The 17,960-nt window shown below is 69.9% G+C and carries 15 protein-coding genes and 1 pseudogene; 7 read left to right on the top strand and 9 right to left on the bottom strand.

Annotated features, from left to right (window positions below):
- Window positions 1-128 precede the first annotated feature (128 nt).
- The gene (locus M4J07_RS38790; RefSeq protein WP_255980220.1) at window positions 129-1,487 is read right to left on the bottom strand and encodes an APC family permease; all 1,359 of its coding nucleotides are present in this window, start codon (window positions 1,485-1,487) and stop codon (window positions 129-131) included.
- A 119-nt stretch (window positions 1,488-1,606) separates the two neighbouring features.
- On the opposite strand from M4J07_RS38790, the gene M4J07_RS38785 reads away from it, so the two are divergent.
- Together M4J07_RS38785 and ppgK are read left to right on the top strand one after the other, a co-directional pair.
- Complete coding sequence (locus M4J07_RS38785; protein ID WP_255980218.1) at window positions 1,607-2,623, top strand: 4-hydroxy-3-methylbut-2-enyl diphosphate reductase; 1,017 nt, start codon at window positions 1,607-1,609, stop codon at window positions 2,621-2,623.
- Window positions 2,624-2,653: 30 nt separating this feature from the next.
- Complete coding sequence (gene ppgK / locus M4J07_RS38780; protein WP_255980216.1) at window positions 2,654-3,400, top strand: polyphosphate--glucose phosphotransferase; 747 nt, start codon at window positions 2,654-2,656, stop codon at window positions 3,398-3,400.
- A gap of 34 nt (window positions 3,401-3,434) precedes the next feature.
- Here ppgK and M4J07_RS38775 read toward each other — a convergent pair whose 3' ends face one another.
- The gene (locus M4J07_RS38775) at window positions 3,435-4,046 is read right to left on the bottom strand and encodes a DUF6542 domain-containing protein (RefSeq protein ID WP_255980214.1); all 612 of its coding nucleotides are present in this window, start codon (window positions 4,044-4,046) and stop codon (window positions 3,435-3,437) included.
- Between the two features lie 160 nt (window positions 4,047-4,206).
- Here M4J07_RS38775 and ychF point away from each other — a divergent pair, with 160 nt between their 5' ends.
- Entirely contained in the window at window positions 4,207-5,295 is a 1,089-nt protein-coding gene (gene ychF / locus M4J07_RS38770; RefSeq protein ID WP_255980212.1) for a redox-regulated ATPase YchF, read from the top strand.
- A gap of 246 nt (window positions 5,296-5,541) precedes the next feature.
- A pseudogene (locus M4J07_RS38765) lies at window positions 5,542-5,830 on the top strand (DNA-binding protein).
- A gap of 308 nt (window positions 5,831-6,138) precedes the next feature.
- Here the strand turns inward: M4J07_RS38765 and M4J07_RS38760 are convergent.
- The 5 genes from M4J07_RS38760 to M4J07_RS38740 all read right to left on the bottom strand — a co-directional run bounded on the left by M4J07_RS38760 (window position 6,139) and on the right by M4J07_RS38740 (window position 11,428).
- Window positions 6,139-8,019 carry a DUF2075 domain-containing protein gene (locus M4J07_RS38760; RefSeq protein ID WP_255980210.1) on the bottom strand — a complete coding sequence of 627 codons (1,881 nt, stop codon included), beginning with the start codon at window positions 8,017-8,019 and terminating at the stop codon, window positions 6,139-6,141.
- 110 nt (window positions 8,020-8,129) lie between these two features.
- Window positions 8,130-10,187, bottom strand: coding sequence for a DNA/RNA helicase domain-containing protein (locus tag M4J07_RS38755; protein ID WP_255980208.1), 2,058 nt, complete (start codon window positions 10,185-10,187; stop codon window positions 8,130-8,132).
- A 162-nt stretch (window positions 10,188-10,349) separates the two neighbouring features.
- Window positions 10,350-10,478, bottom strand: a complete 129-nt coding sequence (locus tag M4J07_RS38750; RefSeq protein WP_255980206.1) for a DUF6408 family protein — start codon at window positions 10,476-10,478, stop codon at window positions 10,350-10,352.
- Between the two features lie 270 nt (window positions 10,479-10,748).
- Complete coding sequence (locus M4J07_RS38745) at window positions 10,749-11,156, bottom strand: PIN domain-containing protein (protein WP_255980204.1); 408 nt, start codon at window positions 11,154-11,156, stop codon at window positions 10,749-10,751.
- The gene (locus M4J07_RS38740) at window positions 11,153-11,428 is read right to left on the bottom strand and encodes a hypothetical protein (RefSeq protein ID WP_255980202.1); all 276 of its coding nucleotides are present in this window, start codon (window positions 11,426-11,428) and stop codon (window positions 11,153-11,155) included. Before M4J07_RS38740 ends, M4J07_RS38745 begins: the two co-directional genes overlap by 4 nt.
- Window positions 11,429-11,626: 198 nt before the next feature.
- Here M4J07_RS38740 and M4J07_RS38735 point away from each other — a divergent pair, with 198 nt between their 5' ends.
- Window positions 11,627-12,214: a hypothetical protein gene (locus tag M4J07_RS38735; protein ID WP_255980200.1), complete on the top strand. Its 588-nt coding sequence runs from the start codon at window positions 11,627-11,629 to the stop codon at window positions 12,212-12,214.
- A gap of 9 nt (window positions 12,215-12,223) precedes the next feature.
- Window positions 12,224-13,213 carry an Lrp/AsnC family transcriptional regulator gene (locus M4J07_RS48340; protein WP_255980198.1) on the top strand — a complete coding sequence of 330 codons (990 nt, stop codon included), beginning with the start codon at window positions 12,224-12,226 and terminating at the stop codon, window positions 13,211-13,213.
- A 17-nt stretch (window positions 13,214-13,230) separates the two neighbouring features.
- On the opposite strand, the gene M4J07_RS38725 is transcribed toward M4J07_RS48340, so the two are convergent.
- Window positions 13,231-14,454, bottom strand: a complete 1,224-nt coding sequence (locus tag M4J07_RS38725; protein ID WP_255980196.1) for an MFS transporter — start codon at window positions 14,452-14,454, stop codon at window positions 13,231-13,233.
- A gap of 141 nt (window positions 14,455-14,595) precedes the next feature.
- On the opposite strand from M4J07_RS38725, the gene M4J07_RS38720 reads away from it, so the two are divergent.
- Window positions 14,596-15,102, top strand: coding sequence for a MarR family winged helix-turn-helix transcriptional regulator (locus tag M4J07_RS38720; RefSeq protein ID WP_255980195.1), 507 nt, complete (start codon window positions 14,596-14,598; stop codon window positions 15,100-15,102).
- Window positions 15,103-15,110: 8 nt separating this feature from the next.
- Here the strand turns inward: M4J07_RS38720 and M4J07_RS38715 are convergent, their stop codons facing one another.
- Window positions 15,111-17,810 carry a glycosyl hydrolase family 65 protein gene (locus M4J07_RS38715; protein ID WP_374215164.1) on the bottom strand — a complete coding sequence of 900 codons (2,700 nt, stop codon included), beginning with the start codon at window positions 17,808-17,810 and terminating at the stop codon, window positions 15,111-15,113.
- Window positions 17,811-17,960: the final 150 nt, after the last annotated feature.

Here is a 17,960-nt window from a genome sequence, read left to right as displayed (position 1 = left end):
CCGACACCGGCGCAGGCCGGTCCACGTGGCTGCTCGGCGGGATCGCCGCCGCCCTCGTCGGCACCGGCACCGCACTCACCCTCAGGACCCGCCGCACCCGCGGCCGCCACGAGGGCTGAGCCCACCCGTCAGGCCTGCTCGGTGCCGCTCCCGCGGCCCTGCGCGAGCAGCACCAGCAGGCCGACGACGAACCAGACCGCACCCACCACCTGCGCCGTCCCCGACGCCTCCACGATCACCGCGATCGTGATCGCCGCGCCGACGACCGGGATCAGGACGTGCCGCCACCAGCTGACCGGCCCGCCCCTGCGGCGCACCGCGAAGTACCCCACGACACTCGCGTGCAGCAGCGTGAACGCGGTCAGCGCGCCGATGTCGACCACCGAGACGAGATGGTCCATGCCGTCGTCCCTGCTGGCCGCCCACACCGCCGCGACCATCGTGATCACCGCCGCGATCAGCAGCGCGATCCGCGGCACGCCCGAGTCCGTACGGGACAGCACCTTCGGCAGCCGCCGGTCCCTGGCCATCGCGAACAGCAGCCGGCCCGCCGCGGCCTGTCCCGCGAGCGCCGCGAACGCCGCTCCGATCGCCTTGCTGACCGCCACCAGGTCGTGCAGCCAGCCGCCCACCGACGTGTCGACCGCGTCGTAGAAGGCGGAGCCCTGCTTGGCGGGCTCGGCCGCCAGCTCCGCCGACGTCACGGGTTCGAGAAGGGCGATCAGATAGGTCTGCAGCACGAACAGGACACCCGTGAAGGCGAGGCAGAACAGCACCGCCCGCGCCACCTTCGCCGAGCCGCCCGTCACCTCCTCCGCGAACGTCGCGATGGCGTCGAAGCCCAGGTACGACAGGACCGCGATGGACACCGCACCGATCACCGCCGACAGCGCGAACGCGCCCTGCGTGCCGTCGCCGGTCAGCGGGGAGAGCCAGTCGCGCTGGGCCCCGTCCCGGGCCAGGACCACGACCGCCGAGACCATGAAGACCACGAGGACGACGACTTCAAGGGCGAGCACCGCGAAGCCGACCCGGGCCGCCGCCCGCACGCCCCACAGGTTCAGCAGGGTCGTGATGACCACGGCGAGCGCCGTCCACACCCAGCGGGAGACCGAGGGGACCAGCGAGTTCATGGCGATCCCCGAGAACAGGTACGCCACCGCCGGGATCAGCAGATAGTCCAGCATCGCCATCCAGCCCGCGACGAAGCCCGGGCCGCGGCCCAGGCCCACGCGCGCGTAGGCGAAGACGGAACCCGCCTGCGGGGCGACCCGCACCATCTGTGCGTAGCTGAATGCAGTGAACGCCATCGCGATCGTCGCGACGATGTAGACGAGGGCGACCGCGCCGTGGGACTTGGCGTCCAGCGTGCCGAAGACGCCGACCGGGGCCATCGGGGCGATGAAGAGGAGCCCGTAGACCACCAGGTCGCGGAAGCCGAGGTCCCGCCTGAGTGCGGCCTCTTCGTGTGTGGTGCCGGCGGACATCGCGCCTCCGTATGTCGCCCGTTGTTCGCGCACAGACCCCCAGTCTCTGTAAGGGCGCTGTATCCGGCCTGTTGAAAGGGGCATTCTTGGCCCGGCCGGTGCCCCCTTACGATGGGGACATGACTGCTACGACTGGCTCCCGCCGCGTCCTGCTCGCCGCCCCCCGTGGCTACTGCGCCGGTGTGGACCGTGCCGTGATCGCCGTCGAGAAAGCCCTGGAGCAGTACGGGGCCCCGATCTACGTCCGCCACGAGATCGTGCACAACAAGTACGTCGTGCAGACCCTGGAGCGGAAGGGCGCCGTCTTCGTCGAGCAGACGGAGGAGGTCCCCGAGGGATCGATCGTGATGTTCTCCGCGCACGGCGTCGCGCCGACCGTCCACCAGGAGGCCGAGCGCGGCAAGCTGGCGACCATCGACGCCACCTGCCCGCTCGTCACCAAGGTCCACAAGGAAGCGATCCGCTACGCCAACGACGACTTCGACATCCTGCTGATCGGCCACGAGGGCCACGAGGAGGTCATCGGCACGTCCGGCGAGGCGCCCGACCACATCACGCTGGTCGACGGCCCCGAGGACGTCGCCAAGGTCGAGGTCCGCGACCCGGACAAGGTCGTCTGGCTCTCCCAGACCACGCTCTCCGTCGACGAGACGATGGAGACGGTCGACGCCCTCAAGACCAAGTTCCCCGGTCTCGTCTCGCCGCCCAGCGACGACATCTGCTACGCCACGCAGAACCGCCAGCTCGCCGTGAAGCAGATGGGCGCCGAGTCCGACCTCGTCATCGTCGTCGGCTCGCGCAACTCCTCGAACTCGGTGCGGCTCGTCGAGGTCGCCAAGCTGGCCGGCGCCCGCGAGGCGTACCTCGTGGACTTCGCCAGCGAGATCGACGAGGCCTGGCTGGACGGCGTCACCACCATCGGCGTCACCTCCGGAGCCTCCGTCCCCGACGTCCTCGTCGAGGAGGTTCTGGAGTACCTGTCGCAGCGCGGCTTCGCGGACGTGGAGATCGTCAAGGCGGCCGAGGAGTCCATCACCTTCTCGCTGCCCAAGGAGCTCCGCCGGGACCTGCGCGCCGAGGCCGCCGCACTGGTCGGGGACGCCGGGAACGCCGGGGATTCCGCCACCGGGAAGTGACGGCCGGTCTCCCGTCGTACCGTGGATCCCATGAAGATCTTCGGTGTGGACATCGGCGGATCCGGGATCAAGGGCGCCCCGGTCGACCTCGAGCGCGGTGATCTCGCCGAGGAGCGGTTCAAGGTGCTGACCCCGCACCCGGCCACGCCCGACGGCGTGGCCGACGGGGTCAAGCAGGTCGTCGAGCACTTCGAGGGCGCGTGCGACCGGGTCGGGATCACCTTCCCCGGCGTCGTCACCGGCGGCTCCACCATCCGCACCGCGGCCAACGTCGACAAGAGCTGGATCGACGTCGACGCCCGCGCGCTGCTGAGCGAGAAGCTCGGCGGCCTGCCGGTCACGGTCCTGAACGACGCGGACGCGGCGGGCGTCGCCGAGATGCAGTTCGGCGCGGGCCGCGGCCGCAAGGGCACCGTGCTGCTGCTCACGTTCGGTACGGGCATCGGCAGCGCCCTGTTCTCCGACGGGGTCCTCGTGCCCAACACCGAGCTGGGCCACCTGGAGCTGGACGGCCACGACGCGGAGCGCCGCGCCTCCACGAAGGCCAAGGAGGACCACGACCTGACCTGGGAGCACTGGGCGCGGCGCGTCCAGAAGTACCTGGAGCACGTGGAGATGCTGTTCTCGCCGGAGCTGTTCGTGATCGGCGGCGGCGTCAGCCGCAAGGCGCACAAGTTCCTGCCGCTGATCGAGGGCATCAAGGCCGAGATCGTCCCGGCGGAGCTGCAGAACAACGCGGGGATCGTGGGCGCGGCGATGACGGCGTCCCGCCTCTGAGCCGCCGGGCCCGGGGCTCCGGAGCCCCGGGCGGTCAGGCGGTCCTGCGGCGCGGTGCCGGGGCCTTCGACGGAGCCGCCGACGGCTGCTTGCCCGCCCGCCGCTGCGCCGCCCGCCTGGCCATCATCCGGACCCGGCGGACGGTGACGACGACCCCGGCGACGAGCGTGCCGCCGTACAGCCAGCCCGCATTCATCGCGAGCGTCGTCACGACCCCCATCACCTGGGCGCCGAACCCGCCCTTGCCGTCGGCGATGGGCACCGCTCCGACGGCGAACGCGATGGGCACGGCGATCGGCGCCGACACCAGGTCCGCCTTCCGCACCCACCCCGCCGTAAGCCCGCTGACCAGCACGAACAGCACGCCGTACACGGCGGCCGAGCCGTCGAACAGCAGCAGGTCGAGGAACCCGAGCACCAGCATCGCCGCCACGCAGAACAGCCCGCTGCCCAGACCCGTCAGCCGGGGGTTGGGGAAGCGGCGCAGCGCGAGGAGGGCGGGCGGCAGCGAGCGGGACCGGCCCGCGGCCCGGTAGACGGTGGCCGACTCGGCGGGGGCCGCGGCACGCTCGCCCTGCGCCTGCGGCGGAAGCGGGGCCGTGCGGCGGGGGCGGGATTGCGCGGGACGCGTCCTGGGTTGCTCCACATGCCCAACATAGGTGGGCTTATGTGGGGAATAGGCCATGGGACACGCCCTTTGGACGAGCTTGACCGACACCGGCGCCGGGGGACGGCCGCCGGTGAGGCCGTAGACTGGTGGATCGCCCAGCCCCACACCCACCACATCACGTACGGGAAGTCGCAACGTGTCGCTCACGATCGGAATCGTCGGTCTGCCGAATGTCGGCAAGTCGACCCTGTTCAACGCCCTGACCAAGAACGACGTGCTCGCGGCCAACTACCCGTTCGCCACGATCGAGCCGAACGTCGGCGTGGTCGGCGTCCCCGACGCCCGCCTCACCAAGCTCGCCGAGATCTTCTCCTCCCAGAAGATCCTCCCGGCGACGGTCGACTTCGTCGACATCGCGGGCATCGTGCGCGGCGCCTCCGAGGGCGAGGGCCTGGGCAACAAGTTCCTGGCGAACATCCGCGAGTCGGACGCGATCTGCCAGGTCATCCGCGCCTTCAAGGACGAGAACGTCGTGCACGTCGACGGCAAGGTCTCGCCCAAGGACGACATCGAGACGATCAACACCGAGCTGATCCTCGCCGACCTCCAGACCATCGAGAAGGTCCTGCCGCGCCTCCAGAAGGAGTCGCGCATCAAGAAGGACATCGCCCCGAAGGTCAAGGCGGTGGAGGCGGCGAAGGAGATCCTGGAGAAGGGCGACACGCTCTTCTCGCAGGGCATCGTCCAGGGCAGCGGCAACGAGGAGCTCCTCCACGACCTCCACCTGCTCACGACGAAGCCGTTCCTCTACGTCTTCAACGTCGACGAGGACGAGCTGACCGACGACTCCTTCAAGGCCGAGCAGAGCGCCCTCGTCGCCCCGGCCGAGGCGATCTTCCTCAACGCCAAGCTGGAGCAGGACCTCGCCGAGCTCGACGAGGAGGACGCGATGGAGCTCCTCCAGTCGGTCGGCGCCGAGGAGCCCGGCCTGGCCACGCTGGCCCGCGTCGGCTTCGACACCCTGGGCCTGCAGACCTACCTGACGGCAGGCCCCAAGGAGTCCCGCGCCTGGACCATCAAGAAGGGCGCCACGGCCCCCGAGGCGGCCGGTGTCATCCACACCGACTTCCAGAAGGGCTTCATCAAGGCCGAGGTCATCTCCTTCGACGACCTGGTCGAGACGGGCTCGGTCGCCGAGGCGCGCTCCGCGGGCAAGGCACGCATGGAGGGCAAGGACTACGTCATGCAGGACGGGGACGTGGTGGAGTTCCGGTTCAACGTGTAGCGGCTGACGTCTCACCACGTCGCTGATCTGGCAAATATGCAGGTCAGAGAGGGTCCGACTCTTCGGGGTCGGGCCCTTGGTTTTTTCCGTGCTGGGATTGTGCTGAGGTGGAGTGAGGGTGCCCGTGCTGGGATTTGTGAGAGCAGGTCGCTAACTGAGCTGTGAAGCAGTGCGGATGCGGCACTTTTCCTGGTCGCTGACGACGAGCAGGTGGTGGCTCTGATCGCTGAGGCACGCTCGCGCGGCATGGAGGTCGTGATCAGTGGGCTCACCATCATCGAAGCCGTCCACGCCCGTACAAACAGTCCCGCCTGAACGGGGCGCTTTCCGGTCTACGGGTCGTCTCGGTGACGAGGAGGCGAGGGCGGCCTCGAAGCTGCTGATGAATGCAGGGTTGCACGGATACAAGTGCGCGATCGATGCGGCGGTCGCCGAGGCGGCCCTGCGACAGCACCGCCCCGTGGTCATGCTGACTTCCGACATCGACGACCTGGCCAAGCTGTGCGGGGAGCGGGTACTGCTCGTGGCGGTGTGATTCCCTGGGGCGAAGCCCCGGCCATGTGTCCGGCGAACTGTGAGGCACCGCAGGGTAGTTGGATGTGGCCACTTTTGAGGTGTCGTTCGGCAGACTGATCCAGTGGGAGTGGGCTCTTCAATAATGCGATACCGCGGGCGTCAGGGGCGCGGCGAGCGTCGCGTTGGCGCGCTGCCCGGCCCAATCGCGCGATCGGATGTCTCCACCGGGGCGGCGAGCGCATGCCGTTGCTGACGGCCAGGTACACGGAAGGCTGTGTGATGAAGCGATCACTGTGCCGCGTACGGTAGACCTCTGCGTGCTGAGCATCACACGGACGTGAAGGTCGAGGACCCGGTAGCCAGAGCACGGAGCTTCTCGCGGGTTTCGGGATCGGTCGAGTACACCACCGTGCCGATCATCCCTCGTGTCAGCAGAACCTTGTACGTATTGCGAATCAGCCGGTCGACATCCGCGTCCGGAGTGGACTTCTTGAAGACCGGATCCTTGGACGCTGAACGGTTGATGATCCAGCGGTCGCCGCGCCACACCAGGTCGGGGCCGATGATGACGCCGCTCCAGTCGTACTCAAAGCCTTGGGCTGTGTACACACACCCCACTTGTCCGAAGCCGGCAGGATCGGTCGCCCACAACGCGGCCGGAGGCGCGCCGGCGACCGATCGGTCGCCGAAGACGTTCCAGGGCCGTTCCCACCCTTCTATGACGACGTCTGAGGGAAGTGCCTGCCCGGGTGGCACCTTCTTCGTCCACTTCCAGCAATATCCCGCGGACATGCGCGCGCTGTACCCCTGGGAGCGGCGGTCGTCGAGGAACGCTTCCATTTCCTGTGGGCTGTCCGCGACCGTGAGCTGCATCTTGTCGTCGGGTTCCCACACCACCGGACCGCCTGGTGCAAGGCCCAATAGCCTTACCACCCAGCGCAGGTACGCATCGCTCCCACCACACCGGAACTGGCTGTCCAGCGGTACCACCCGACACTGGAGGCCCTTCTTTGCTGCGGCTTCCTTGATTTCCACGACCGTGCCCATCTCACCGGGCCGTACGACCTGATGCTCGTCGAGCAGGAAGACCGGGACGCGGGCCGCGTCGATGAGTTCCTCGATCTGGGCCTTGCCGGTACGGTTCGACGCCGGCGTATAGCGATTGGCCGATGTCTCCCGGATGCGGTGGGCTTCGTCGCAGATCAGGACGTCGAGACTGTTGCGGTCCGCGGTCATGAAGCTGTTGAAGTACTTGAAGAGGTCCTTCACCTCGCGCTTCCGGGCGCCCGCCACCTTCCTCATGGTGGTCGTGAACGAGCTGGAACCCGTCGCGTGCAGGGCGGTGGTGCCCTGCCGGAACAGCTCGCCGAGGAGTGACAGGGCGATGACGCTCTTTCCGGTGCCGGGCCCTCCGGTGACGATCACGATCTCTTTGTGATCGGATTGCTTGGCCCGGCGTACCGCGTTCAGGACAGTGCGGTACGCAACCTGCTGTTCGTCCAGCAACACGAACTGCTCACGTTCTCGGACCTCTTGGGCGGCCACTGCCATGAGCTGCTTGGACGGGCCGATCTTCCCGTTGACCAGTTCGTCCGCGGACGCGGCGCCGGATTCCGGCCCCAGCTTCGTGCGCAGATAGTCGATGAACTCGCCGCGTCGCGCCCCGATGAAGAGCTGACCGTACTGATTCTGCACGGCCTCGAAGAGCCCGTTGACGCCGAACTCGGTGGCGTTGTGCAGGTATGCCGCGCCGTTGATGCGCTCCGGATGTTCAGCGAGTGCTCCGTTGAAGGAGACGAGGTATTCGCAATAGCCGCGGACCTGGTCAACTGGATTGAGTACAGCCCGTGCATAGGAGTCGATGCGGCACAACGACGGATCGTCGTCGTCGGGTTCCGCGCTGCTCCATTGTTTCAACTCCACGATGACGTAACTCGGGAGCCCGGTATCGGGGTGCACGCCGGCCAGGACCGCGTCGGCTCGCTTGCTGTTCAACGGCAGCCCGTATTCGAGGAGAACCTCAACCTGTCCGAGACCGGCGTCGTTGAGCGCACTCGCGAGTACGGGGATGCTTCGCTCCCACGAACGCACCTCGGACGGTCCGGGCTTGTGGCCGTGAACGTGCACGAACTGCTCCGTCAGGCGGAAGAACAGGGCACCGGAATGGCACTCGGCAGCGACCGCCGCGGCAGAGTCACGGAACAGCAAGACAGGCCCCCAGGCAGCACGAAGAAACTCGTGCGGGTGGGGGCATTTCCTTGATGACTCCGCCAGGCGGAGCGGAAGCCCGGCGGGCCGCAGCTATGTGGGGATCAAGATTACCCGTGCCGTCTGCGGTAGGCCGGTGGCAGCTGTGATCCTTCGGCGGTGAGCTTCGGCTGGGCGCCGTCGTAGTGCTGCATGCCGATAGCGCCTGGGATGAGCCTGCGCAGTTCGTTGTGGGTCGCGGGGTCGACCGCGTAGACAACGGTGCCGACGACGCCTCGGGTGAGGAGCACGTGGTAGGCGTTGAGAACGCACCGGGTGACGATCGCATCGTCGATCGGACCGCGGAAGGCCGGATCGCACGAAGCGGTCCGGTCCACCTTGAACTGGCCGTTGCGGAAGAGCAGATCGGGTCCGATGATGACGCCGTTCCAGTCGTACTCGAAGGTCTGTGCCGTGTAGACGCAGCCGATCTGGTCGACACCTCGGCGATCGGTCGACCACAGGTCCGACCGTGGTGCGTTAGGGACGCTGTGCTCTGGCTTCACGTTCCAAGGCCGGCGCCAGTCCCTGATGTGCACGTCATCAACCAGTTGTTCGCCGTCCGGGTTGCTCCACGGCCAGCAGAAGCCTGCGGTGATGCGGGCTGTGGCCCCTTCGAGGTGGCGTTCCCGGATGAACTGCTCCATCTGCTCGGGCGAGTCGGCCACTAGCAGAGTCATCCTCCCGTCTGGTCGCCAGGCGACCGGATCGGAGGCGTCAAGGCCCAACAACTGCTGGACCCAACGCTGGTACCGCTTGCTACCGCCTGCTCGGAACGTGCCCTCCAGATCGGTCACTTCGACATCGCAGCCCATGCTCTCTGCCAGCTCTTTGAGATAGGTGGCAGTGCCCACCTCGTCCGGGCGAATTGACTGATGGTCGTCGAGCAGAAAGATTGGCACTTTGGCGGCATTTACCACCTCGGTCGCCTGGGGCCTGTCGTCGTCCCGCAGCTCTTTCGGGGTCCAGCGGTATGTCGAGCTGCGCCGCATGCGGTGGGCCTCGTCGCAGATGAGGACATCGATGCTGTCCGGTGGGGTCTCGCTGAAGCTGTTGAAGTAGCGGTACAACTTGACGGCTGCGCGGCGCTTGTCCGCTGTCTGCCCTCTGCGAGCCGTACTGAGCATGATCTCGCGCAGAGTCTCCGTGTAGGCGTGAGAGCCACTTGCGAGAACGGCCTCGCGGCCCTTGAGACCGAGGGCCCGCTGCAGCTCGAGGGCCACTGCGCTCTTCCCGCTGCCAGGGCCGCCTCGCAGGATGTAGACGCGCTTAACGCCCTGATCGGGGGCGGGACTGTGGGCCGCTGCGGCGTCGTAGAACAATCCGACGTCGAAGCCGGTGAGGTGTGCGGTCTTCTCCAGGTGCCGCGTGATCCGGTCGACGGCGACGTACTGCTCGTCGAGGAGCGTAAGTCCTCCACCGACGACAGAGCGCTGACGGGCCACGTCGGTGATCTTGAGCAACGGGTCCTGACGGGCCTGCTCCAGTGCTGATGCGGCCCGCTTCCCAGACGCGGAAGAGAATCTCGAAGTGAGGACTCGTCGGAAGCGGGCCAGATCGTCGAGTGTGTAGAGGAAACCATGGTTGGTTTCGGATAGAGCGAACAGCGCCTCTACATCCGCGTCACGTGCGTTGTGGAGGAATGCCACGCCCATCAACTGATCCTCGTTCTCCCGAAGGTGAGGTAGATAGCGCAGCATGTACTCGCAGTAGCGCTGGACCTGCCGGACCGGGTGCAGCTTGTTCTTCCCGTCGCCGAACCCGAGATCGACGGCGATGGGGCACAGGGGGTCCACCGTGGCGTGCCGTACCTGCTTTAGCTCAACTGCAAGGTAGGAATCCGTCTCCGTACCGGGATGCCGACCGCACAGCACCAGGTCGACCGCAGAGTTGGTGTGCGGAAGGCCAACCTCAATCTGCACCTCGACTTCGTCGAGGCCACAGTCCAGCAGGGCTTTGACTACTACGGGGAGGCTGTTGTTCCAGGAAGCGATGTCGCCCTGACTGGGTTTTCCTCCCTTGATCCGGGAATGCTCTTGGACCAGTTGCTCGGTGAGCGGAAGGTGCGCCGATTCGGCTCGCGGCACGATGAGTCGGCCGAGCTCGGCTGCGGACAGTTGCAGGAGCACGAAGGATCCCCAGGCACGAGATGACTCGTGCGGGTGGGGGCATGTCCTTCGTGACTCCGCCGAAGCGGAGCGGAAGCCCGTCGGGCCGCAATGACGTTGTGTAGATTACCCGCCTGCAAAGCAAGGAGGGTGGGCCCCTGGAGGGCCCACCCGCCGCCTGGCTCAGCCGAGGCGGTGCACCGCGAACTGCACCAGAGCCCACGCCAGGTTCGAGCCGAGGCTCGCCACGATGCCAACCAGGACATCACGGACCCAGGTGCGGCGCTTGGGCATGTACTCGACGGCAACCACAGGAATGCGCCCCCTTCGGGCTATTCGGTGACGGCGCCGGATGGCTCCCGCCGGGAGCGCACCATGGGGCTGAGTCACCGGACCGAAGGGCATCGCATACTACTCGGGGCACGTCGCGTACACCCTCCGAGGAAGGTGCGCGGTGCAGAGCAACGGTAGTCCACGGGTGGGGAATTCGGGCCAGGAATTAATGTACAGATGCGCTGGAGGGGGACGCCTCCAAAACCTCTGTGCATGCGGCTGCGGGTTCAACCTGAGCAGACGTCGAGGTCAGACGTCCTTGATCTGTACGCGGTCGCCGCACAGTTTCGCCCAGTCGTCGCGGTCCGAGGTCAGTACGAGGACGGGTGCCGGGGAGCGGAGCGCCATCGCGGCGACGAGGGCGTCGATGGCGTACTTGTGGCCGTGCAGACCGCCGGCGTCGCTCAGCAGTTGCACCGCGGTGAGGCTGTCCGCCTGAGTGACGTCCTGGACCTGAAGGCGGGAGAGCACCCAGCGGAGCCGGGCGGTATCCGTCTTCCCGTAGACGGCCTCCACCACCGTCAGGGCGGATACGAGGACGGGCACGCCCACGCGCCGAGCGGCCTCGATCCGGGTGATCATCTGGCGGTCGTTGCGCAGCAGCAGCGACAGCGCCTGGGAGTCGAGCACCAGGGACCTGGCCGCGGGCTCCTTCATGCGGCGCTGTCGTTCGACGCGTACGGCGCCGGTGCGTCACCGAACAGTTCGTGCTGCGCGGCCTGGATCTCGGCTTCGCTCAGCGGTTCGTGCTCGGCTTCGTAGGCGGCCACGATCTCGGCGAGGCCGTCCATCGCGAGTTGATGCCGGACCGCCGCGGTCACGTACGCGGACACGCCGCGCTTGCCGGTGCGGGTCCGCAGGGCACCGAGGAGTTCCGAGGGCATCGAGACGGAGATGTTCTCCGTACCGCCGGGGCGGGGTGACTTCATAGGGGCCAGTGTAGTACAGGAACTATTACATCGGGTGAGATGCTGCGCGGCCCGTATCCGGCGGCGTAGTCTCGGCGTCATTGGATCTTCTTGTGCTTTGTCGTGGCTCCCGTGCTGGGATGATGCTGGGATGTGCCCACATTTCCGCAGGTCAGAGCCTTGTCGTGGAATCCCGCTTCAACGTCTGAGCACGCAGCAGTGACCCACAGGGACCGACTCGGCCGCGAGTCGGTCCCTGTCGGCGTTCTGCTGGCGGGGGCCGGGCTGCTGCCCGAGGGGATCGGGGTCGATGACGTCTGGGAGCTGCTCGCGGGTGACCGTTGGGACGTCGCCATCGGGCTTCTGGAGGAGCTCAGTGGGGCGTCCACGCCGGGGGCCGGGTTCTGGGACGAGGCCGGGCGGGTCGCCCGGGCGTACGGGATGGTGCGCAGCGCGGCCTGGTGCGACTGGCGGGGCGACGAGCTGCGGCAGGGGGTGGTCCGGGCCGAGTTGCGCGTCGCGCCGGGGCGGGGGCTGCCCGTTCCGCGGTCCGGGGAGCTGCGGCCGCTGTGGGACGTCGGCCGGGGGTTCGCCGTCGCCAGGGTGTGGGTGGAGGGCGAGGAAGCGGTGGCGCCGGGTGCGGTCGGGACGGTGCGGCTGCTGCCGTTGACGTCCGGGCTGTGGCGGCACCTCGTACCCGGCGACGTGATCACGATGCACGAGGGTGCGCCCGTGAGCGGGCGCGCGCGGGTCGTGGAGGTGCGGTGGCCGGACGACGGTCCTGGCCCGCGTGGCGCCGTTGACTAGGGTCGCCGTGTGACCAGTGAAGCGAACCCGGGCCCGGGTCCCGGGCCGGCCGTGGCCCTCGACCCCCTCGACCGGCGCATCGTCGCCGCCCTGCAGATCGACGGGCGGGCCTCCTGGCGGCGCATCGCCGCGGCGCTCGGGGAGCCCGAGCGGAAGGTGGCGCGGCGGGGCCTGCGGCTGCTCGAGAGCGGGGACGTGGCGGTGCGCGGGCTCGTCGTGTGGGGCGAGACGGTGATCCTGCGGATGAACTGCCGGCCCGGATCCGTGCGGGACGCCGCCGTCGCGACCGCACGGCGGCCGGACACGATCTTCTCGTACGTGCTGGCCGGCGCGGCCGACGCCGTGGCCGAACTGCAGTGTCCGCCAGGGCGGTTGGCGTCGCTGATGCTGGACGAGGTGCCCGTCCTGCCGGGGCTCGTGCAGCAGCAGGTGTCGCCGGTGCTGCGCTACTTCAGGACCGTGCACGAGTGGTCGCCCGGCATCCTCGACGCCGCCGAGGTCGAGGCGATCGCCGGGGCGGGGGCGCGGCCCGTGGACGGCGTCGTCGTGCCCCACACGGACATCGCCCCCGACGAGCGCGCCATCCTCGCCGCGCTCGCCCAGGACGGACGCCTCACCAACGACGAACTCGCCGCCGCCGCGGGGGTGTCCGAGGCCACCGCGCGCCGCCGCGTCGAGTCCCTCACCCGCGCCGGCCTGGTCAGCATCCGCGCCGCCGTGGAGCCCGCGCTGCTCGGGCTGCCCGTCGAGGCGCTGCTGTGGATCAGGACCAGGCCCGACGAGGTCGAGGAGGTGGGGAGGCTGCTCGTCGAGTCGCCGCTCGTGCGGTACGCGGCCGTGGTCATGGGCGAGCACCAGCTCCTCGTCGACGTGACCCAGCCGTCGAAGACCGCGCTGCACGCCTTCCTGACCGAGTCGCCGTGGGTGCGGCGGGCGGAAGCCGTGCAGTCGCATCTCGTGGTGGAGGCGTGGAAGCGCAGCGGAGTGGCGGCCCGCTAGCGCCCGCCTGACAGGCCCTAGCCGAGGACGAGCGCCGTGGCCAGGGCCGGGCCGAGTGCCCCGCCCAGCTGGTAGCCGAGGGTGAACAGGCCGATGGCGGTGGGTCGTTGGACGGCCGGGACGGCTGCGGCCGCGTCCATGGACTGGGTGGCGTTGGCCCCGGAGGCGCAGAACACCGCCGCGCCCGCCGCCGCCAGGAGCGCGGGCGCCGCGTCGGCGAACACCGCCGTCGCCGCCGCGGTGGCCCCGACCGTGAGCAGCACGGCGCGCACCCGGGCCCGGCCGAGCCGCGCCGACACCGCCGCGAAGCCGAGCGCCACGACCGATCCGGTGAGCAGTGCCACCAGCTGCCCCGTGGCCACCGCGCCCGTGGACCAGTCGGCACGGTCGGCGATCAGCCGCGGCACCGCGAAGAGCAGCACGAAGTACGAGGTGGAGAGCGTGAGCGCGATGAGCGTTCCGGTCCGGAAGACGGGGGTGCGCAGGACCGTCACCGGGACGAAGCCGTCGGGCCTGCGGCGGACGTGCAGGGCCAGCAGCAGACCGGCCACGACCGCCGCGCCGAGCGCCGGCAGCGGGTACGACGGCAGCAGGATCACCCCGGTGGCGAGCGCCGCGAGGAGCACCGCGCCCCGGGTGTCGAAGCGGCTCTCGGCGGGCGCGGCCTCCTTGGCGTGACGGCCGACGACGGGCACCGCGACGAGCGCCACCACCGAGACGGCCAGGGCGGCCCGCCACGACACGGCGCCGGTGAGCCGCTCGCCGAGCAGCGGTCCCGCCGCCCCGAGCATCCCGAACCCGGCGCTGATCACGCCCATCCGCCGGGCGTTCCCGGCCAGGCTCATCGCCACCGCGATCAGCCCCGCACCGCCGGCCGCCTGCCCGGCCCGCCCGACGAGCGTCAGCGGCAGCCAGGGCGACGCGGCCACCAGTACGGTGCCGCCGAGCACGAGCCCGGCGCCGGTCCGCAGCGCCGTCCGGGCGCCGCGCCGGCGCAGCAGCGTCGCCATGAGCGGCATCCCGACGGCCATCGCCCAGGCGAACGCCGTGACCAGCCAGGCCGCGGCGGTCGTGCGGACGCCGAGCGAGCGGCCCATGTCGTCCAGGATCAGGACGGGCGCGTTGGCCCCCGCCGCGATCGGGGTGGCGAGCAACGCCAGCCACAGGACCGGGACTTGGCGCGGTGCGGCGGACGGCGCGGGGGCGGTCCGGGTGAACTGCCCCTGGGCGGTGGTGGACATGGCAAGGCTCCTGACGGCAGTCATCTCAAGGTTAACTCTCTTAACGTTGAGATAAAAACAGGCCCATCGATGCGCCGTCAAGTGTCTTAACATTGAGAAGGTCTACGTTGAACGGAATGCCGAGGGAACGCGGGAGCACGGATGAGCGACTTCATCGACCAGATCGTCGAGCAGTGGGAGACGGAGCGCCCCGAACTGGCCGATGACCTCTGGCCCGTCCAGGTGCTCGGCCGCATCCAGCGCATGCAGCGGATCCTGGACAGGTCGTTCAAGGTCTTCTACGCCGAACACGGCCTGGAGGCGGGCGAGTTCGACGTGCTCACCACGCTCCGGCGGTCAGGTCCGCCGTACGCGCTGACCGCCGGCACCTTCCTGAAGGCGGCGATGGTCACGTCCGGCGCGATCACCAACCGCATCGACCGGATGGAGAAGAAGGGCCTGGTCGAGCGGGTCAGGGACGGCGCCGACCGGCGCACCGTCCGGATCCACCTCACCGAGCGCGGCCGGGAGCTGACCGAGTCCGTGATGGCCGCGCACCTGCGCAACTACGCCGAGCTGCTCGACGTCCTGGACCGCGACGAGTGCGAGCGGATCGCCGGGGGCCTGCGCAAGGTGCTGGAGGCCCACGGCGACACGTCCATCAGCTGACGTCGCCGCTACTCGACGGTCAACTCGCCCACCGGCTCCACCGATCCGCCCGTCTCCGTCAGCCGCACGAACCGCGCGGCCGCCCCGGCGGCGAACGGACTCCAGGCCCGGCCGTCCCGCGACGTCTGAACCCGGTACGCCCGCGTCCCCGTCGCCTTCACCCTGGCCGGGGTGCGCACGGCGCCCAGGTCCACGGTGAGCGCGGCGCCCGGGCGGGCCGGGAGCCAGGTCGTGGCCGGGTTGCCGTCCACGGCGGCGCCCGCGTACTGGCCGGGGTCCTCGGACGTCGCCGTCGCCGTGCGGCAGCGCGCCAGATCGGTGGTGGGGACGCGGTCGGGGCGCCGGGTCGGGAGCGTGATCCCGTCCGCCGTGACCGTCCTGCGGCCGCCGGGTGCGTCGACCGCGAACGGCGCGCCGGACGTCAGCCGCACCGTCGTCCGCTCCGCCCCGATCGCCACGTCGTACGTCCGCCCGCGCCACTGGAGCCCCTTGACGGTGACGCCCTTCGCCAGCTGCGGCGGCAGCATCGGATCGAGCCGCACCACGTCCCCGTCCCGTAGCCGCATCCCGGTCAGCCCGTGCGTGAACACCTGGAGGAAGCCGCCCTTGCCGGTCAGGAAGTCCTGCGCGGGCGATCCGGCCAGCGCGTCCCCGGCGCCCGCCTTCGCCCCGCGCGACTCCGAGAACGTGCCGAACGGCGCCCGGAAGAACGGCCGCGAGGCCCGCTCCAGGAACGTGTACGTGGAGCAGCCCGGCTCCCCGATCCCCGCCGCCGCCACGGCGTGCACCGAGTCCGTCATCGCCGGGCCGTCCCGGTCGGTGTGCGCCGCGTAGTAGTCGAGCGTCGCGGCCGCCGCGCCCTTCGGCATCGGCCGCCAGTCCAGCGGATACAGCAGCAGGACGGCGTCGGCCTGCTTGATGTCCCTGCCGTGCGCGATGTCGTAACCGGCGTACTGGAGGAAGACCTTGCGCCGGGCGTCGTACGGGATGCGGAGCCGGCCCGCGATGTCGGTCCAGGCCGGGTCGGGCCGTTCGCCGACGAGCCGGGCGGCCTTCGCGGCGGCGCGCAGCGAGGTCGCGGCGACGGCGTTCGTGTAGACGCCGTCGTCGACCCCGTTGCTGTACTCGTCGGGACCGGCGACGTCCTTGATCGAGTACGTCGTCCGGCCGCCGCCCTCGGCGTTCTTCGTGACGCGTGAACTCCAGTACGCGGCGAGGCCCTTGAGCAGCGGCCAGCCGCGCTCGCGCAGCCACGCCCGGTCGCCGGTCGCCTGGTAGTACTGCCACGCGGCGAGCGCGATGTCGCCCTGGAGGTGGTTCTGGATGACGCAGTGCGGCGGGTACCAGCTCTGGCACTCGTTCCACAACGAGCCCGAACTCGCGCTGGTCCAGGGGTACATGAGCCCCTTCACGGACGTCTTCGCCGCGTTGTCGGCGGCGGCCGCGCGGGTGCGGTAGCGGTACTCCAGGATCGGCGCGGCGAGTTCGGGGCGGGTGGCGAGGAGGGAGGGGAACATCCACGTCTCGGCGTCCCAGAAGACCATGCCCGCGTAGTTGTCGCTGCTCAGGCCGGTCGGCGGGATGCTGTCGCGGGCACCCGCCCGCAGTGACGACAGGAGCCCGTACTGGGCGGCGCGCACCTGGTCCTGAAGGCCCCTGTTCCCGGGGATCTCGACGTCCGAGGCCCACAACTCCCGCCAGGCCGCGGTGTGTTCACGCAGCAGATCCGCCCAGCCAGCCGCCGCGGCGCGCTGCGACGCCGTGACCGCGTCGGCGTGGGGTGCGCGCGAGGTCAGCCCGGTGTCGACCCCGACGTACTTCACGACGTCGTAGCCGGTCCCTGAGGCGGCATGGAAGTCGGCACTCTGACTACTGCTCAGGGAGTCCGTGCGGCGGGCCGGGTGGGTGCGGCCGGGGGCGCGGAGGGTGGAGGCCACGGTGCCGGACGTGCCGGTGCCGTCGGTGCGGAAGCCGACCGTCGTCGTGCGCTTGCCGGCGGGGCCGCTGCCGGTGGCGGCGAGGCGGCGGGCGGCGCGGCCGTCGATCCGGTCGGTGACGGTGACCCGGCCGGTCCAGTGCGGGGTGACGCGCAGCCGGACCGCGCCGACGTGGGCGCGGGCCCGGTCGGCGAGCACCTCGTACGTCAGGTCGGTACGGCGGCCGTCCCGGTGCACCCAGGTGACGTCGGTCCGCACGATGCCGCAGCGCAGGTCGAGGCGCTGCCGGTAGCCCGTGGTGTGGCTGCCCGGACCGTACGTCTCGCCGCGCGCGCCCACGTCGAGGCCGGTCCAGTTGGGGAGCGCGGCGAGGGCCTGGCGGTGGGCCGTGTTCGCGGGCCCGCGGGCGTAGAGCCCGGAGACGAAGGCGCCGTCGTACCGGGGCGTGTACAACGGCCACCCGGTCCTGTCCGCCTCCCCGTCCCCCACGGGCGGCACGTACCCGGCCCCACCGGCCGGCACCCGGACCCCGAGGTACCCGTTCCCGGCATAGGCGTCGTACGCCCCCGCGCCCCGCTCGGCAACGAGACTCCACGCCCCGGAACCACACCCAGACCCGACGGCATGACCGGGCGCGGGCCCGAGCCCGAGAGCGAGCAGAACGGAGGCGAGAAGGACTCTGGGCGCAGTGATCACACCTTGAGCGTGCGCCCCACGCCCCCCGAGCCCCGGCACGCGCGCCGAAAGGTACCCGATCCGGGTGCGCCCCATCAGGGCCGAGGGGAACGGCGCGAGCACCCACAACAATCCCGCACCCGACAGCGGACGAGTGCCCCCTCAGGGGCGCGGGGAACGGCGCGAGCACCCACAGCAATCCCGCACCCGACAGCGGACGAGTGCCCCCTCAGGGGCGCGGGGAAC

Source organism: Streptomyces longispororuber (genome assembly GCF_024448165.1).
Taxonomy (GTDB): Bacteria; Actinomycetota; Actinomycetes; order Streptomycetales; family Streptomycetaceae; genus Streptomyces; species Streptomyces longispororuber_A.
Note: the sequence above shows the minus strand (reverse complement) of the source record. Positions and strands in the feature narration are given on the sequence as shown.

What these genes read in the sequence shown, in the direction of transcription:
- M4J07_RS38790 (WP_255980220.1), bottom strand. Translation starts at nt 1,487, where the DNA reads ATGTCCGCCGGCACCACACACGAAGAGGCCGCACTCAGGCGGGACCTC.
- M4J07_RS38785 (WP_255980218.1), top strand. Translation starts at nt 1,607, where the DNA reads ATGACTGCTACGACTGGCTCCCGCCGCGTCCTGCTCGCCGCCCCCCGT.
- ppgK (WP_255980216.1), top strand. Translation starts at nt 2,654, where the DNA reads ATGAAGATCTTCGGTGTGGACATCGGCGGATCCGGGATCAAGGGCGCC.
- M4J07_RS38745 (WP_255980204.1), bottom strand. Translation starts at nt 11,156, where the DNA reads ATGAAGGAGCCCGCGGCCAGGTCCCTGGTGCTCGACTCCCAGGCGCTG.
- M4J07_RS38740 (WP_255980202.1), bottom strand. Translation starts at nt 11,428, where the DNA reads ATGAAGTCACCCCGCCCCGGCGGTACGGAGAACATCTCCGTCTCGATG.
- M4J07_RS38725 (WP_255980196.1), bottom strand. Translation starts at nt 14,454, where the DNA reads ATGTCCACCACCGCCCAGGGGCAGTTCACCCGGACCGCCCCCGCGCCG.
- M4J07_RS38720 (WP_255980195.1), top strand. Translation starts at nt 14,596, where the DNA reads ATGAGCGACTTCATCGACCAGATCGTCGAGCAGTGGGAGACGGAGCGC.
- M4J07_RS38715 (WP_374215164.1), bottom strand. Translation starts at nt 17,810, where the DNA reads ATGGGGCGCACCCGGATCGGGTACCTTTCGGCGCGCGTGCCGGGGCTC.